Origin of the sequence: Agrobacterium sp. DSM 25558 (assembly GCF_900100825.1) — a bacterium.
Classification (GTDB): domain Bacteria; phylum Pseudomonadota; class Alphaproteobacteria; order Rhizobiales; family Rhizobiaceae; genus Agrobacterium.
Genome location: NZ_FMUD01000059.1, coordinates 1 through 16,367, shown reverse-complemented (window position 1 = coordinate 16,367; position 16,367 = coordinate 1). Strand labels below are relative to the sequence as shown.

The 16,367-nt window shown below is 57.8% G+C and carries 16 protein-coding genes and 2 tRNA genes; 9 read left to right on the top strand and 9 right to left on the bottom strand.

The window, feature by feature from the left end; translation table 11 throughout:
- From DSM25558_RS26855 to uvrB, 3 genes are all read right to left on the bottom strand, one after another.
- Nucleotides 1-224, bottom strand: a 224-nt coding sequence (locus DSM25558_RS26855) for a transposase (RefSeq protein WP_143240262.1), incomplete at its 3' end; no start/stop codon positions are given.
- Between the two features lie 155 nt (nt 225-379).
- Nucleotides 380-1,348 carry an alpha/beta hydrolase gene (locus tag DSM25558_RS26850; protein WP_077107680.1) on the bottom strand — a complete coding sequence of 323 codons (969 nt, stop codon included), beginning with the start codon at nt 1,346-1,348 and terminating at the stop codon, nt 380-382.
- Between the two features lie 190 nt (nt 1,349-1,538).
- Nucleotides 1,539-4,685 carry an excinuclease ABC subunit UvrB gene (gene uvrB, locus DSM25558_RS26845; RefSeq protein ID WP_077107679.1) on the bottom strand — a complete coding sequence of 1,049 codons (3,147 nt, stop codon included), beginning with the start codon at nt 4,683-4,685 and terminating at the stop codon, nt 1,539-1,541.
- Nucleotides 4,686-4,932: 247 nt separating this feature from the next.
- Here uvrB and DSM25558_RS26840 point away from each other — a divergent pair, with 247 nt between their 5' ends.
- Both DSM25558_RS26840 and DSM25558_RS26835 read left to right on the top strand, forming a co-directional pair.
- Entirely contained in the window at nt 4,933-5,286 is a 354-nt protein-coding gene (locus DSM25558_RS26840; protein ID WP_077107682.1) for a DMT family protein, read from the top strand.
- A gap of 4 nt (nt 5,287-5,290) precedes the next feature.
- Nucleotides 5,291-5,755: a GNAT family N-acetyltransferase gene (locus DSM25558_RS26835; protein WP_143240261.1), complete on the top strand. Its 465-nt coding sequence runs from the start codon at nt 5,291-5,293 to the stop codon at nt 5,753-5,755.
- A gap of 74 nt (nt 5,756-5,829) precedes the next feature.
- On the opposite strand, the gene DSM25558_RS26830 is transcribed toward DSM25558_RS26835, so the two are convergent.
- Complete coding sequence (locus DSM25558_RS26830) at nt 5,830-6,798, bottom strand: nucleoside recognition protein (RefSeq protein ID WP_077107678.1); 969 nt, start codon at nt 6,796-6,798, stop codon at nt 5,830-5,832.
- Between the two features lie 119 nt (nt 6,799-6,917).
- Between DSM25558_RS26830 and DSM25558_RS26825 the strand changes: the two genes are divergently transcribed.
- Entirely contained in the window at nt 6,918-7,370 is a 453-nt protein-coding gene (locus DSM25558_RS26825) for an Lrp/AsnC family transcriptional regulator (protein WP_077107677.1), read from the top strand.
- A gap of 47 nt (nt 7,371-7,417) precedes the next feature.
- Here DSM25558_RS26825 and DSM25558_RS26820 read toward each other — a convergent pair whose 3' ends face one another.
- Both DSM25558_RS26820 and DSM25558_RS26815 read right to left on the bottom strand, forming a co-directional pair.
- Nucleotides 7,418-8,836 carry a PepSY-associated TM helix domain-containing protein gene (locus DSM25558_RS26820; RefSeq protein ID WP_077107676.1) on the bottom strand — a complete coding sequence of 473 codons (1,419 nt, stop codon included), beginning with the start codon at nt 8,834-8,836 and terminating at the stop codon, nt 7,418-7,420.
- 65 nt (nt 8,837-8,901) lie between these two features.
- The gene (locus tag DSM25558_RS26815) at nt 8,902-9,324 is read right to left on the bottom strand and encodes a DUF2946 family protein (protein ID WP_077107675.1); all 423 of its coding nucleotides are present in this window, start codon (nt 9,322-9,324) and stop codon (nt 8,902-8,904) included.
- 166 nt (nt 9,325-9,490) lie between these two features.
- Between DSM25558_RS26815 and DSM25558_RS26810 the strand changes: the two genes are divergently transcribed.
- Together DSM25558_RS26810 and DSM25558_RS26805 are read left to right on the top strand one after the other, a co-directional pair.
- Nucleotides 9,491-11,023 (top strand): DUF1800 domain-containing protein, encoded by a 1,533-nt coding sequence (locus DSM25558_RS26810; RefSeq protein WP_077107674.1) that lies wholly within the window; start codon nt 9,491-9,493, stop codon nt 11,021-11,023.
- A 5-nt stretch (nt 11,024-11,028) separates the two neighbouring features.
- Nucleotides 11,029-12,210 carry a DUF1501 domain-containing protein gene (locus DSM25558_RS26805; RefSeq protein ID WP_077107673.1) on the top strand — a complete coding sequence of 394 codons (1,182 nt, stop codon included), beginning with the start codon at nt 11,029-11,031 and terminating at the stop codon, nt 12,208-12,210.
- 16 nt (nt 12,211-12,226) lie between these two features.
- Here the strand turns inward: DSM25558_RS26805 and DSM25558_RS26800 are convergent, their stop codons facing one another.
- On the bottom strand, nt 12,227-12,616 hold the full coding sequence (locus DSM25558_RS26800; RefSeq protein WP_077107672.1) for an acyl-CoA thioesterase: 390 nt from the start codon (nt 12,614-12,616) through the stop codon (nt 12,227-12,229).
- Between the two features lie 31 nt (nt 12,617-12,647).
- A complete protein-coding gene (locus tag DSM25558_RS26795; protein ID WP_077107671.1) occupies nt 12,648-13,529 on the bottom strand; it encodes a TrmH family RNA methyltransferase in 882 nt (293 codons plus the stop codon).
- A gap of 312 nt (nt 13,530-13,841) precedes the next feature.
- On the opposite strand from DSM25558_RS26795, the gene DSM25558_RS26790 reads away from it, so the two are divergent.
- The 3 genes from DSM25558_RS26790 to DSM25558_RS26780 all read left to right on the top strand — a co-directional run bounded on the left by DSM25558_RS26790 (nt 13,842) and on the right by DSM25558_RS26780 (nt 14,719).
- A tRNA-Tyr gene (locus tag DSM25558_RS26790) sits at nt 13,842-13,926 on the top strand.
- A 25-nt stretch (nt 13,927-13,951) separates the two neighbouring features.
- A tRNA-Gly gene (locus DSM25558_RS26785) sits at nt 13,952-14,025 on the top strand.
- A gap of 280 nt (nt 14,026-14,305) precedes the next feature.
- Nucleotides 14,306-14,719 (top strand): PAS domain-containing protein, encoded by a 414-nt coding sequence (locus DSM25558_RS26780; RefSeq protein WP_083716678.1) that lies wholly within the window; start codon nt 14,306-14,308, stop codon nt 14,717-14,719.
- 362 nt (nt 14,720-15,081) lie between these two features.
- Here the strand turns inward: DSM25558_RS26780 and DSM25558_RS26775 are convergent, their stop codons facing one another.
- On the bottom strand, nt 15,082-15,711 hold the full coding sequence (locus tag DSM25558_RS26775; RefSeq protein WP_077107669.1) for a TerC family protein: 630 nt from the start codon (nt 15,709-15,711) through the stop codon (nt 15,082-15,084).
- Between the two features lie 357 nt (nt 15,712-16,068).
- On the opposite strand from DSM25558_RS26775, the gene DSM25558_RS26770 reads away from it, so the two are divergent.
- Nucleotides 16,069-16,367, top strand: a 299-nt coding sequence (locus DSM25558_RS26770) for a GTP-binding protein (RefSeq protein ID WP_244554324.1), incomplete at its 3' end; no start/stop codon positions are given.

Sequence of the window (16,367 nt, the reverse complement as noted above, 5' to 3'; positions counted from 1 at the left end):
CAAACGCCTTGTTCGGCCCAACGGCGGAAACGCACATACACCGAATTCCACTTTCCGTAGCGCTCATGCATGTCGCGCCAGGGGCAACCTACCCGAAGAACATGCAGCATGCCGTTCAGATATCGTCGATTATCGTGAGAAGGCCGAGACTTCCTCCCACGCTCGGTGGGCAACAGCCCCTCGATGATCCGCCATTCCATATCCGTCAGGTCGCCGCGAGCCAAAACTGCCTCCTAAAAGGCAGTCTTGAATCATACTTCAGATAATTTGGGAATCCACTTTGTCAACAGGACCTAGTAAAATATTCTCTGATCGCCACATCTAGTTAACTATTTTGAAAATTGGCCCGCTTCCTTTCTGGTTGGTTGTTAGTTGCTTTTTACGGCCTTAAATTCATCTCTTCCCACTCTCCATCCACAAACTTCAATGCATCAATAATCGACACCTTCCACACATCCCAGACATGGTCCCCATCCGTGATCCGCAGTTCGGATTTTCGGTTGTCGGCTTGCAGGGTTTCGTGGAGGGCGACGGCGCCGCGCCATAGGGAAAAGCCGTCATCGTCGCCAACGGTGAGGTAGGTGGCGGGGAGGTCTTGTTTTTTGACGACGTGCTGGGCGACGGTCGTGAAGATGTTTTGTTCGTTGAAGCGTCTGGCGTCGAAAGGTGTGCCGAAAGAGCCGGAGAAATGATCGCCGGTGGAGGGCAGCACGATGCCGCTGGTGATGGTGGTGCGGTCGATGCGGTGGAAGAAGGCGCTGTCCTGGATCAGCTTCAGTTCGGCGGGCGTCTTGTCGAGATCCGTGGCGGGGACGTTCTGCCAGATCGCGCCCGAGAGGCTGGCGACGGCGGCGTAGAGGTCTTCATGGGCGTAGGCCAGATGCAGCGCGCCGAAGCCGCCCATGGATAGGCCGATGATGGCGCGGCCCTGTCTGTCCTTGCGCACGGGCAGCGTCTTTTCCAAATGCACCCGCAGATCGCCTGTCAGCGCCGTCTCGTAATTGCCGGGACCGCCGACATCAGCGGAATCGACATACCAACTGTTTTTCACGCCCGGCATGACGACGACCGCGGGGCGGATCGTGCCTGACGCAATCATGCCATCCAGCGTTTTTTCGATATTGCCGAGATCGCGCCAGCTGTTCTGGTCGCCGTCATGGCCGTGCAGGAGGTAGATCACCGGCCAGCCATTATCCGGCGGCGCGCCATCCGGGCGGTAGATGTTGACGGGCAGATCGGCGTTCAAGGCTTTGCTGTGGAAGGTGGCATCGGCAAGAGTACCGGCGATGCTGCCGCCAGCCGTCAAGACGAACGCCAGAAGAGATGTTGCGATGATCTTTACGCGCATTGTTTCCTGGCTCCCTCTGCCGGTTGCAATGGGATCTCAACGCACTTTTTCGCGTCAAGTTCCGATTGGGGGGGCGTCGAGCCGGACCGTTTGCGCCACATCCGCGATGGGGTGCAGAAGAAGCGCCGCCTTCTTCTGCGCTGGGTGCGATGGAATAGCCGTACAGAGGGTGTGAAGCGGAGCGGTAATGTTACCGCCCCGGTCTTCCGGTTTTGCCCTTAGTTCGGCCTTTGCGTTTTTGCTCGCCGGGGTCTTCATAGGAGCCGACGCCGACCTTGCCACGGGCGATGGGGCGGGGGTCGTCAGAACCCCTCACCAAGTCCGCCGATCCACTCGGCTTCGCCTCGCGGGGCGAACTATCCTCTCCCGCAAGGGAAGAGGAAGAACTGCGGCGCTCCGGCTGGCCTTCCAGAAGAGGAGCGAAGCGTTTGCCGTCTTCGCTCTTCGGCTTGGCCGGGGTTGCTCCCTTGACGGGTTTTTCCGTGCGGCCGACGGTCATCTCGTCGAGGGTGTTTTTGCGGAACAGGGGTTTTGCGGTGTCGGTGCCGGGGCCCATGTTGTCGAGGGTGGGTTTGGCGAAGAGGGATTTGGAGGTGCCGCCCTCGTGGTTCGAGACGGCCTCTTGGGCCTCCTCACCATGAGGGCTCATTGTTGCGCCGTCTTCACCATAAAGACTACCGGCACCACGGTCCTCATCCTGAGGCGCGGAGCCCGAAGGGCGGAGCCTCGAAGGATCCTTCTTTGCGCCCCTCTTGCCGCCACCCTCCAGCGATTTCGCCTCTTCCTTCGCGATCGGGTCGTCCATGGCGGCGAGTTCGGCGGCTTTGAGGCGTTTGATTTCGTCGCGCAGGCGGGCGGCTTTTTCGAAGTCGAGATCGGCAGCGGCGTCGCGCATGGATTTTTCGAGCGCGTTGAGGTGTGCCTGAAGATTGTTGCCGACCATGTGGCCGCCATCCGCGAAGCCCTTGCCGGATGCGCCGGAGATATCGGCGCGGACGTGGTCGCGCTCGTAGACGCTGTCGAGAATATCCGAGATGCGGGCCTTGACGGATTCGGGCGTGATGCCGTGTTCGGTGTTGTAGGCCACCTGCTTTTCGCGGCGGCGGCTGGTTTCTTCCATGGCGCGTTTCATGGAGCCAGTGATCTTGTCGGCGTAGAGAATGACCTTGCCATCGACGTTACGGGCGGCGCGACCGATGGTCTGGATGAGCGATGTTTCGGAGCGCAGGAAGCCTTCCTTGTCGGCATCGAGAATGGCGACGAAGCCGCATTCGGGAATGTCGAGACCTTCGCGCAGCAGGTTGATGCCGACCAAAACGTCGAACGCGCCGAGGCGCAGGTCGCGGATGATCTCGATGCGTTCCAGCGTGTCGATATCCGAGTGCATGTAGCGCACGCGCACGCCCTGTTCATGCAGATATTCGGTAAGGTCTTCGGCCATGCGCTTGGTCAGCACGGTAACGAGGGTGCGGTATCCGGCCTGCGCCGTCTCGCGGATTTCGCCCAGCACGTCATCCACCTGGCTGCGGGCGGAACGGATTTCGACCGGTGGATCGATGAGGCCGGTGGGGCGGATGACCTGTTCGGCAAAGACGCCGCCGGACTGTTCCATTTCCCAATTGCCGGGGGTGGCCGAAACGGCAACCGTCGGCGGGCGCATGGCATCCCATTCCTCGAAGCGGAGCGGGCGGTTGTCCATGCAGGACGGCAGGCGGAAGCCATATTCGGCCAGCGTCGCCTTGCGCCTGAAGTCGCCCCGGTACATGCCACCGATCTGGCTGACGGAGACGTGGCTTTCATCGATGAACAGCAGGGCGTTGTCAGGGATATATTCGAACAGGGTCGGTGGCGGTTCGCCGGGATTGCGGCCGGTGAGATAGCGCGAATAGTTCTCGATGCCCGCGCAGGAGCCGGTGGCTTCCAGCATTTCGATATCGTAGCGCGTGCGCTGTTCCAGCCGCTGGGCCTCGAGCAGGCGTCCGGCCTTTTCCAGCTCGGCAAGGCGGCCCTTCAGCTCTTCCTTGATGGAACGGATGGCACCGTTCAGCGTGGGACGCGGCGTGACATAGTGCGAGTTGGCGTAAATCTTGACCGATTGCAGATCGCCAGTCTTCTGGCCGGTGAGCGGATCGAACTCGGTGATCGAGTCGATCTCGTCGCCGAACATGGAGATGCGCCAGGCAGCATCTTCCAAGTGGGCGGGGAAGATTTCAATGGTATCGCCGCGCACGCGGAATGAGCCGCGCTGGAAATCCATATCGCGGCGTTTATATTGCTGGGCCACAAGATCGGCCAGTAGCTGGCGCTGATCCAGCCTGTCGCCGATGGCCATCTGGAAGGTCATGGCGGTGTAGGTTTCCACCGAGCCGATACCGTAAATGCACGACACCGACGCGACGATGATGCAGTCATCGCGCTCCAGCAGCGAGCGGGTGGCAGAGTGGCGCATGCGGTCGATCTGTTCGTTGATCGAGGATTCCTTTTCGATGAAGGTATCCGAGCGCGGCACATAGGCTTCCGGCTGGTAATAATCATAATAGGAGACGAAGTATTCCACCGCGTTGTCGGGGAAGAAGTTCTTGAACTCCGAATAAAGCTGCGCCGCCAGCGTCTTGTTCGGCGCGAGAATGACGGCGGGGCGCTGGGTGGCCTCGATGACCTTGGCCATCGTAAACGTCTTGCCCGAGCCCGTGACGCCGAGCAGCACTTGGCTTCGCTCGCCGGAATTGATGCCCTCGACCAAGTCCTTGATAGCGGTGGGCTGATCGCCTGCCGGTTCGAAATCCGACTGCATGCGGATGGTGATGCCGCCTTCGGATTTGGCCGGTCGGGCAGGGCGGTGGGGCGTCCACATCTTGCCGTCCTTGAACAGCGGATTGCCGCTTTCGATCAGCGCCGACAGCGCCTCGACCGTGGCCGTAACGGCACCGGTGGCGAGGTTTTCGGCATCCTCAAGGCTGACATCCATGCCCGCGACCGGGTTGAGACCAGCGGCGGCACGTGTTTTCGGATCGTTGGAGGCACCGATGGAAACGCCACGCGATGTCTTCTGGGCGGTGGCCTTCTTGTTGACGCTGCCGCCGCTCTTGGCCTTCTCGGCCTCTTCGATGGCTTGGCGGCGCGCCTCGATCTCAATCTTCTTGCGGTGCTTGCCCGCCTTGGACGCGACTTCGCGCTGGGTCTCGACCGAAGACGCTTCCGCATCGGCTTCCAGCTGCTTCACCCAATCGGAAACGCTGCCGGAAAGCGGCGCGCCTTCAAACGGGGCTTGCGGCATTTCTGCGAAGCCATCGGAGCGGGAGGTTTTGTCTGAGTATGTCTTTGGTGATCTGGCCATGGTCGGAATATGGAGAGAGTCCATTTGAAAGTGAAGGGGCGGGGTCGAAAAAGTGAGTACAAACAGGAAACATCCGGCGCTTTGGAACCGGAAGGCGGCTTCGGCGTTTTTCCCGCGCCCTGACTTACGTTCAGGGGCACGTCAAATGCCTGTTCCGGTTTTCCGCTGTCTGCGCTAAGCAATACGCCGTAAAACGGATCAGGTTCCCTGTCCGATGGTCATTTCCCTCCATTCTCAAAGGTCGATCATGCCTTTTGCCATTACCCCTGCCCACATCTGGCCTATCGTGATGCTCGTTGCCTCAAACGTTTTCATGACGTTTGCATGGTACGGACACCTCAAACACAAAGGCAGCGCGCTTTTCCTCGCCATCCTGGTCAGCTGGGGCATCGCCCTGTTCGAATATTGCCTCGCAGTACCCGCCAACCGCATGGGCTCCGAGGTCTATTCCACGGCACAGTTGAAGACGATGCAGGAAGTCATCACGCTGACAGTGTTCGCGCTGTTTTCGGTGTTCTGGCTGAAGGAAAGCCTGACGATCAACCACGTCATAGGCTTCGCCCTGATCGCTTTCGGCGCATCCTTCCTGTTCAAGTCTTGATCCGATGCTGAAAATCCGCACCGCAACATTGGATGACGCAGCGGCAATGACGGCCGTGCAGAACGAGATATTCGCGGCCGGTCTGCGAAAGACTCCGCGGGATATAGAGACGATCCTCAAAGTCTATCTCCAGCGCGAAGACAACATCGAGTGCACGGTCGCGGAAAACAGTGAAGGCCGAATTATCGGCTTTCAATCTCTGACCTATGCGAGACCGGGCAACCCGTACGGCGTCGCGGAGGGCTGGGGCATCATCGGCACGCATGTCAGCCCGACGGCTGCCCGCCAGGGCGTCGGCTCGGGCTTGTTTCGTGCAACGCTGGTGGCTGCCAAGGCGGCCGGGCTCGAGAATATCGATGCCAGCATCGGCGCGGATAATTCGCTTGGGCAGGCCTATTACGAGGCGATGGGGTTTCGGACGTACCGGACGCCGGAGGGGTTGGTGTGTAAGGTTTATCGGGTTGAATGATGTCTTCAGTTCCGGGCGCAGGTAACGTCGGAAAAAGCCGGGATTTTCCGGCTCCCCAATATCCTCCATCTGCTTCATGCTTCTCTCGCTTGCAGTTTGAATATGCGGGCAAAGAATATTTTGTCAGACAAATGGTAGAGTAGACCGGCAATCGCTGCCGTCGCCACGACCGCAAAAACGACACGTCCGATGAGGATGCTGTAGATATCAGCGCCGAGCGAGCCCATAAGAAGTGTGTCTTCGATCACGCTGTGCGCAAACCCCATAAAGATGCAGGAGAGAAAGATTTGGCGCGGGGATATCGCGCCGGATCGAGCTTCCCGGATGAGAAGGCCTGCACCATAGGATATGCCGAGAAATAACCCGATGGCGGTGAGATTTGCTGCTTCGCCCTTGATGCCAGCAAGACGCAATACGGGTGCCAGAGCCGTCATCATCAACGTCATCAGCCCTATCGCCTTGAGGATTTCGAGGCTCCATGAGAGGGCGAAAAGAATGATGAGCATGGAGATCATCGTCTCCAAAAGACCACGAAAATACACGGTCCAGTCAGGCGTCGAGCTCATCGGTATCCAAGCCGGATTGACAGGATCGGACAACCAGCCGGTGGCTTGCAAGAGATGATGCAGGAGAAAGGCATAGAGCAAACCACCAACGATACGCAATGTCGTCGTAGTGGCGATGCCGGGACCGGCTTGCTGAATGATCTTTTGTTCGATCGGTAGGCCATGCGCAAACAGAATGAGTGCGGAGAATACCGTGACATCGGCAACGGTCAGCGATGACGCGGGAACTAGAGTGAAAATGAGCGGAACGGCTCCCCATATTCCGACAAGCATGGCCGTCAGCCATGCCAAACCCAACTCGGAGGGTAAGCCGATCAAATTCATGACCGGCGCAAACGCAGGTGACACCGCTTCGATTGCACCCACTCGTGAAAGAATTTCGGTGAGGATCGCAATAGGAAGCGTGATCCGGATAAGCACCCAATAGATCGCAAGTGTGGCACGCGTATTTTGCAAAAAAGGCATCACAAATTTCATGGAGAACTCCTTTTATTCGGTCTCCATCTGCTAGCGCGAGCCGTTTAGAATTTGTGGTCAAAGATTGCGTTCTTGTGCAATTTTATTGCAAATACGATTGGTTCGGATACTTTCTCGGCATGGACGGTATCGATCGAAAACTTCTGAATCTGATGCAGCGTGATGCGTCGCGCACCAACATCGACATGGCCGATGAAGTCGGTCTGTCTCCCTCCAGCTGCTTGCGTCGTATGCAACGGCTGCGTAAATCAGGGGTGATCGACCGCATCGTCGCGATCCTCAATCCGAGCAAAGCGGGACGTGGCATCAAGGCTCTGGTAACGGTGGAGCTGAAGCTGCACGGCGAGCAGCACATGCGGCGGTTTCTGGATATTGCCTGTACGGAAGAGGCCGTTGCACAAGCCTATGCCGTGACCGGCGAAACCGACGTCGTTCTGATGTTGCGCTTGCGTGATATGGAAGAGTTCGATGCGCTTTGCGACAGGCTGTTTCGCGACCAAACAAATGTCGCGCGCTTCTTCACGATGATCGTCATCAGGACTGCCAAAGAGGAAACGGCAATCCGGCTTTGATCTGATGCCGCTGGCGGAAGGTGCCGGGATTGCTCCCGGCTTCTGTTTTAGACTGGCCTGTGCTGGCTCAATTTCTGCACCACCAGATCCAACACCAGCATCACCAGCAGGCTTATCCCCACCAGCGGAAAAATCACGCCGCCGATGGCGAGTAGGGCGATGAGGCCGTGCAGGACGCGTTTTTCCTGTGGCAGGGGCGGCACGCCGAGGGAGCCTTTGGGGCGGCGTTTCCACCACATGATGCCGCCGGAGGTAGCCAGCAGGATGATGCCGAGGCAGGCGAGGGCGAGGATGATCTGGTTTGCCAGGCCATATTGCTGGCCCATGTGGACATTGATGCCCCATTCCAGCCCTTTGCCGAGTGCGCCGTAATCGGCGTAGCTCATGTCGATCAACGCTTCTCCGCTATATTGATCGAGATGGATCACGCGTTGTTTTGACAGATCATCCGGATAGACCGAGCCGCTGTAGACGCCTGATGGTGTTGTGGGCAGGGCCACTGTGTAGCCGTGCAGGAGGCCGAGTTGGTTGAAGCGGGCGACGGCGTTGTCGATGCCGATTGGCGGCATGGCCGGTTGGCTGTCCATCGGAGCCATCGCGTCGCCAGTGTCCATATGCTGGCCGTGGTCATGGGTGCTGGATTTCGGGATTTGCGCCTGTTCCAGAGACCATGAGGTTTTGGCCACGTCGTTCAGACGGTCACCTGACATGGGGACATCGACGCGCACGCCGGCCGGATATCCGAAATTGTTGCCATTGGCCCACTCATTGACCTTTGCACCCCAGACGCCCGACCATGGCATGCCTGTTATGGCGAGAAAGACGATGAAGATGCCGACGAATATGCCGGTTACGGCATGGGTATCGCGCCAGAAGACCCGCTTTTTCGGCGTGCCGCGCACCGTAATCACACCGCCCGTCTGCTTGCGTGGCCACCAGAGATAGATGCCTGTGGCGACGAGAAGGATGGACCAGCCGGCCGCGATTTCGATGAAGTAGCGGGCGAAAGTGCCGAAATATTTCAGGCTGTGGATATACCGGATGGTCCACATAACGGTGCCCCGGTCCGGCAGAGAGCCCAGGGTTTCGCCGGTATAGGTATTCACGTAAACGGCGCGCTTGCCCGCTGCCGTGTTGACGGTGATTTCGGTCGAAGCGCCGGGATCAGTGGGTGTCGTGTATTTGACGGCAGTGCCGGGAACGGCGGCCAATGCGGATGCGATTATGGCGGAGGGGCTGGCTTGCGGAGCGTTCTGCACCGCTTCGATACGCTTGAGATCGGCATGAATGACACCGTCGATCTCATCCTTGAAAAGATACAGTGCGCCGGTGATGGCGAGGGAAATCAAGAAGGGCAGAACGAAGAGACCGGCATAAAAATGCCAGCGCCAGACGGCGCGGTATAGGTTGATGGAAGAAGATTGCGCGGCCTGGCGCTCCCCTTCGAAAGAGGTGGTGACGGACATGAGATGTCTCCGCTGGACAATGAGGGTGGACGGCCGAACTTCGCAACAGCGGTTGCGCACGTGCTTCAGGCCGAGGCTTTGTTCAAGGTTTGCAGAGCGGAGGGAGGGGCGCGGGGTTGGGATTCGCGATTGGGCGGCTGCGGTGACCATTTTGCTTCGGCGTGCTGGAAGCTGACCTGGATTGTCAGGGCAAAGCCGATAACCGGCTCGGTTGGCACAGCGGCAAGTGTAATGGCAGAGGCGGTTGCGAGGCGGCAGAGCGTGCCGCAGCAATTATTGGCAAGCTTGCCTGCCGGGTCCTGCTTGCCGGATACACCGTCCGGCATGTGGCTGGAACAGATGATGTCATCCGCCGCAAGTGCCGCAGACGCCATATTGCCATTGGCAACACCATTGGCGAGGCCTTGCAGCAAAAACAGCAGAAGCGCCAGCATGGCGATAGCGCCAGCTGAACTGCGATCCTGCATGATTTTGCGAATAAGCCTCATGTCTGGTGCTGTGCCACAGTTTCTCCTTATTGTCACTGCGGCACGATGTGCCACACCGCGCTGAATTACAAATTGTCCATGTCTGAAAAAGGCCATGATTTCGCGACGTTTCCGCCGGAATTGGCGGGGATTGTCGCTGTTGTCAATATTGGCAGGAGTGGTGGAAATGGTTCCTTTTTCTCCAACGATGGCGGCGATCCGCTATGGCTACGGGCTATCGCCTGGCCAGGTGCTGAACCGGAACGCGGATGACCTTCTGGTACAGCTCGCCGACGCGCCATTGAAAGACGCGTTTTTTCCCATTGGTGGTGCGTTCGAAGCGCGACAACGGTCTGATGATCTTGCAGACGGGTTCGTGGCCATACGCCCCGCTAAAAAGGGTGATCAGCCGGACCGTGAAGCACGGCAAGTCTTGCAGCGAAAGGCCGAGCAGAGCTTTCAGCGCGATAGTCTCGCCCGAGTCATGCAGGCGGTGTTCTCGCCTTACGGTTTTCACGAGCGACTGGCATCTTTCTGGGTCGACCATTTTTCCGTGAATGCGCGTAAGGCCGTGAACATGCGGGTCATTACGCCCCTCTATGAAGTCGAGGCGATCCGTCCGCATCTGGCCGGACCCTTTCGCGATCTTTTACAGGCGGCGGTGCTGCATCCGGCCATGCTGATCTATCTGGATCAGAACCGATCCGCCGGGCCTGAATCCGCTGCCGCTGCAAACCGCAAGGCGGGGCTGAACGAAAATCTGGGTCGCGAGCTGCTCGAACTTCACACGATGGGGGCAGGCAGCGGCTACACGCAAACCGATGTGCGTTCCGCAGCGTTGGTCTTGACCGGGATGACGGTGGATGATCGCTACGAAATGCTGTTTCGCCCTCGCATGGCCGAGCCCGGACAAATCAAGGTCCTCGGTGTTTCCTATGGCGGGAATGAACGCACGGCAGATGACTGCCTCAGCATGCTGGATGACCTCGCCATGAGGCCAGAGACAGCGGCGCATGTCTGTCGCAAACTGGCGGCGCACTTCATTGCCGATGAAGCACCGGCAGAGGTGGTGGCCGCCATGACGGATGAGTGGAAGGCCAGCAACGGGCAACTGATTAAAGTCTATGCCGCGATGCTCAACCATCCCCGCGCCTGGGCAGAACCGGGGCGCAAGATGAAGCTGCCGTTCGACTATGTCGTATCCGGTCTCCGTGCTTTTGGGATCAACCAGAAAAACTGGCAGGCGAGAATGTCTCCAGCCGGTGACGACGATATCGCGCCGATGCCTGCCATGGGACAGATCGCGCCGAAAGACAGCCCGGCACCCGCGACGGGCGACCAGATGGCGATGGAAAAGCCTATGACGGACATGAAGCCGGATGCAGCTGTACAAAAGCCGAAGCCCAAGCAAAGTCTGGCGCGGACGTTGACCCTTGCTTCGTTACGCCGCATGGGCCAGCCGGTATGGCAGCCTCCGAGCCCCGCGGGTTTCGAGGAAGGCGTCGCATCATGGCTATCGCCCAGCCAAATGAGCGAGCGAATTTTGTGGGCTCGTAAAGCATCAAACTCACTGGGTGGTGACACGGAGCCGAAAAAGCTTCTGGAAGTCGCCATGGCCGATATGGCGCGTGACGACACCATCCGTGTCGTCAGCCAGGCCCCGAACCGCACAAGTGGTATGACGCTTGTGCTGTCCTCGCCCGAATTCAACAGGAGATAGGAAACATGGCCTTCTCTCAGGATATACTGATAAGCCGCCGCAGTTTTCTTGCCACCGCCTGCTGTGCTGCTGCGTTGCCGGTTTTTTCTCCCGTCAGCTTCGCCGCCATGCCGGGCGATAACCGCTTCGTCACCATCGTTCTGCGCGGCGCGATGGATGGGCTGGATCTGGTGCAGCCCTATGGCGATGCCGCCTTTGCAGGCTTTCGCCCGACATTGGCATTAACGCCGGATACGGGCTTGATCGATCTCGACGGCCATTTTGGCCTCAACCCGGCAGCCCAGTCTTTGATGCCGCTATTCCAGGCCAAGGAACTCGCTTTCGTGCACGCGGTCTCGACGCCGTACCGGGATCAGCGCAGCCATTTCGATGGGCAGGACATGCTGGAAAGTGGTGCGGAACATGTTCATGCAGAACGGACGGGCTGGCTCAATCGAGCGCTTTCATCGATCCCCAGATCACAGGATCGCAAGGCTATCGATATCAATACCTCGATGGAGCTGATTCTCTCAGGGCCGAATGAGGCCGATGTCTGGGCTTCCACCTCCGATATGACGATGGCGGCGGATGACGTTGCCTTCTTCAAGCGACTTTATGCGAATGACGCGGATTTCAGCCGGGTATTGGCCGAAGCCCTGCGCACGGATATGTCGGCAGAGCAGCTTTTTCAGGACGAAAAACGCGGGCAGGGCATTCGCGATGTCGCCAAGCTTGCAGGTGGTTTGCTGCGTGAAGATTATCGGATCGCCAGCTTTTCCGTCGATGGTTGGGATACGCATGCCGGGCAGAAAGGCCAGTTTGCCCGCACCGTCAAAGACCTGACCATCGCACTGACCACGTTGAAGGATGCGTTGGGTCCGGACGTCTGGAAAAAGACCGTTGTGCTTGCCATGACCGAGTTTGGCCGCACGGTGCGTGAAAACGGCACCGGCGGAACTGATCACGGCACCGGCGGCGCGGCTATTCTGGCCGGCGGTGGGATCGATGGCGGGCGGGTGCTGGGTAACTGGCCCGGACTCGCGGACGGCAAGCTTCTTGACGACCGCGACCTGATGCCCACCGGCGACGTCCGCGAACTCGCCGCCGCCATGCTGTATCGCCAGTTCGATGTGGGCAGCGAAGCGCTGACCAACGGCGTTTTTCCGGGGCTCAGCTTCGACAGATCATCGGCCTATTTGAAGGTTTGACGTCAGCGCTGTCGGATCATGCCTGCTGCGCGATGGGCGTCGGCTTTCCTTCATCGTCCATCGCCACCATGATGAAGGTTCCGGCAGTCACCTTCTCCATGGCGTTATAGCGTGAGCGTTGCGCCCATGCTTCGACGGTGAGGGTAATGGATGTGCGCCCAACCCGGGCAATGTCCGTATAGATCGACAGGGTATCGCCGATCTTCACGGGCAGTTCGAAAGCCATTTCCTTGACCGCTGCCGTCACGACGCGACAGCGGGCACGTTCTGCGGCGCGAATGCCGCTTGCCAAGTCCATCTGTGACATAACCCATCCGCCGAAAATATCGCCCGCCGGGTTTGCATCTGTCGGCATGGCAAGTGTGCGAAGCGTGAGTTCGCCGGTGGGTTTTGTCAGATCTGGCATTGGTGCTCCAATAAAGGTGTTGTCCGGGAAATTATGGTTTTGCGAGAAATTGGCGTGCGGCATACAGCGCAATGGCCGCAGCATTCGAAACATTCAGTGATTTGATCGCGCCGGGCATATCGAGACGTGCCAGCGCAGATACGGTTTCACGGGTCTTCTGGCGCAAGCCTTTGCCTTCAGCGCCAAGGACAAGCGCGATTTTCTTGCCGCTGAATGTTCCTTCGATCGGGGCGGGGCCTTCTGAGTCCAGTCCGATGGATGTGAAACCGAGCTTGTGCAGCTCACCCAGCGCATCGGCCAGATTGCCGATCTGAATGTAGGGAATCATTTCCAGCGCGCCGGATGCGGATTTGGCCATGACGCCCGATTCGGTTGGGCTGTGGCGCATGGTGGTGACGACGGCACCGGCATTGAAGGCGACTGCTGAGCGCATGATGGCGCCGACATTGTGTGGGTCTGTGACCTGATCGAGAACCAGAATCAGCGGGCTGTTCTTCAACGCGCCGAGCTTCTTGACGGGCAGGGGCTTTGTTTCCAGCATGATACCCTGGTGGATGGCGTCTGGCCCAAGCACCTTGTCGATATCCTGCGGGGATACCATTTCCACTGGGAAAGGCTGCTCTTCCGCAGTGCCGATTTCCAGCCGCGCCAACGCGTTCAGCGTAACGGACAGTTTGACGATCTCACGTTCCTTGTTGGAAAGCGCCGCGCGCACCGTGTGCAGCCCGTAGAGATGGACCTGATCAGGTGCCAGCTGCGGTGCCTTCCAGTCTTCGCCGCCACGCGGCCTGCGCTTCTGAAATGCGGGGGTGGGGATTTCGCCACGCTCTCTCTTGGCATCACGCACCTGACGGCGCAACGTTGCATAGTGAGTGTCACGGGTGGATTTATCGTTTGGATCGTCTTTGCTCATGCCGTCTTATATCTTTAGCGCCGCTCCAGCACCAGTACCCTGTCGTGCTTCGCAACCTTTCAATTGGCCGCGGAGTTGGCTTCTCTTCCTGTTCTGCGAGGCTGTCATGATAAAAATGCCGACGGCTTTCCTACGGGAGACGCACTCATCCACAGGCCTATGACTCTGTTCGCATTTTTCGTGAAATTTCGTCACACATCGTGTTGACAGACGCGGCGAGGGCAGTCATATACGCGGCCACAGACGACGGAACGGCAACGCGCCGCACCGGAAATCTGTTTAAGCTTGGTCGCTTGATCCTCGCAGAATACTGGAGGAATGCCCGAGTGGTTAAAGGGGACGGACTGTAAATCCGTTGGCTCAGCCTACGTTGGTTCAAATCCAACTTCCTCCACCATTCTGCACGGATCGAAACCACCGCCGCGGGTATAGCTCAATGGTAGAGCAGCAGCCTTCCAAGCTGAATACGCGGGTTCGATTCCCGCTACCCGCTCCACTTTTCAACAAACGATGATCTGCAACGCCAGTCATGCTGGGGTTTTCGCACGTCTTGAGCAGGACGCTATCGCCTTCAGAAAACAAGGAGGCGCGATGCCGGGCATATGTCCACCGGCATCAATCGAGTGCGCCTAACTCCGGTAACAAAAAAATATTCTTAAAATGGAACGATTTCGGAGGCTGCCGGTTTTTGGTGCAAACACAGTTTTGCCTTATTGTACGGTCTCCAGATACCGCATAGAGTGACATGTCGGTTTAAATTAAACCCAGGATTGATAATGTCGGAGAATACACCCGTTCAGCGCTATGTCGCAATGAATCTCGGTGGGTTTTACGTCTGGGACGTCCAGCAGAACCTTTTTTGGGCGGATGAGGTCTTCGCTCGAATCATGGGATTTTCCTGCGAAGATCTCGATGGTGGTCTGCCGGTAGAGCGGATGATGCCAATAATACATGAAGACGACCGCCCTTACGTCGTAGAAGGAATCAGAAACTCCGTTCTGTCAGGCGACGCATTTGAAATGGTCTACCGCGTTCGACGCGGAGACGGTTTCGTCAAGATAACCGAAATCGGAAAATGCTACCGCTATATCGATGGTGTCGCGACGCTTTTTAGCGGAGTGGTTTTCGACAGCCCTTATTCCGGTGATGTGGGTGCGTCCAACGTAAACCTTCCTGTATCAACGGCCTAGGCGAAATGCCGTCATAAGGTACCGTATAGGGCTCCCACGATCAGGAACACGAAGAAAACCGCGCTGAAAGTCATCCAGATTTTGATTTGGCGGAAGCGGCGAACACGCCCGCCGGACCAGTCATAAGCCATTGTTCAGACAGCCTTTATAGTTATTCGTCATATCTAAAGTAATGGGTGTCTATGCTTGCGTGAGGCTAACGGCAACCACAAAAAGGTACGGACGAATTGTGCGACTTGCCGTCGAAGCTGAGGCTGATTTGCCGACGCGAGCTGATAAGCTTTGGGCAGAGTTCATTTCAATAAAAAACCCGGAGACTTCTATAATCTCCGGGCTCGTCAAAACGGCAATGGCTGGCGACTTCAGTTGAAATACGGCTGCACGTAAGGCCAGACTTCGACGAAGCCGTGATAGAGCATGTTGAACGCGACATAGACGATCACAGCGAGGCCGACATAGGAAATCCACTGGTAACGGTGCAACAGCTTGGCAACGTAATTTGCGGCAAGGCCCATCAGCGCGATGGAGAAGATCAGGCCGATGATGAGGACGGTGATGTGGTCCTGCGCGGCACCTGCCACGGCCAGAACGTTATCCAGCGACATGGAGACGTCGGCGATGACGATCTGAACCGCCGCCTGGAAGAAGGTCTTGTTCCCCTTCGTCAGATCGGCTTCATCGTTGGTGATCTCGTCTCCTGCTTTGCCCTGCGCACGCAGTTCGCTCCACATCTTCCAGCAAACCCATGCCAGAAGAAGTCCGCCGAATAGCTGCAAGCCGACAATGGCCAGAAGTTGTACGGTCAAAGCCGCGAAGGCGATACGAAGAACGGTGGCCGCAATAATACCGACAAGGATGGCCTTGCGTCGGAGGTGGGCGGGAAGGCCGGCAGCGGCGAGACCGATGACGATGGCATTATCGCCTGCAAGAACAAGGTCGATCGCAATGACCTGAAGAAATGCCGTAAAACCGGCAGCGGTAAAAATTTCCATGACAGATCCTGAAGCAGACACGAATGGGTGTCGGGGAGAAAGCGGCTGTGAAGACGGACGTTGATAAACCGGCGATATCGATTCCGGTTGCCGGTCTTCGCAAGCCAATTCGATTGTCAATATGACATGAATCACTTCTTCGTAAAGAGTGCGTGTGGCAGTAATACACGCATCCGTACGCAAGGCCCGCGTTGAATCCATGAAATATAGCACCATATGGTAGTCATCATGTCGCTTTTGGCGGTGCAACAAGCGTGCTTGCAATTAAGTCTTGCGCATTCGCTTGCAAAGCCGTAAACGGCGACACCAAACCGGTTCGCCGGGAAATCGACTTCACGTTCACAGGAAGCAATTCACATGGCAAAGAGCAAGTTTGAGCGCAACAAGCCGCACGTCAACATTGGCACGATTGGTCACGTTGACCACGGCAAGACGTCGTTGACTGCTGCGATCACGAAGTATTTCGGCGAATACAAGGCGTATGACCAGATCGACGCTGCACCGGAAGAAAAGGCCCGCGGTATCACGATTTCGACGGCACACGTTGAATACGAGACACCTGCTCGTCACTACGCGCACGTCGACTGCCCCGGCCACGCCGACTACGTGAAGAACATGATCACCGGTGCTGCCCAGATGGACGGCGCGATCCTGGT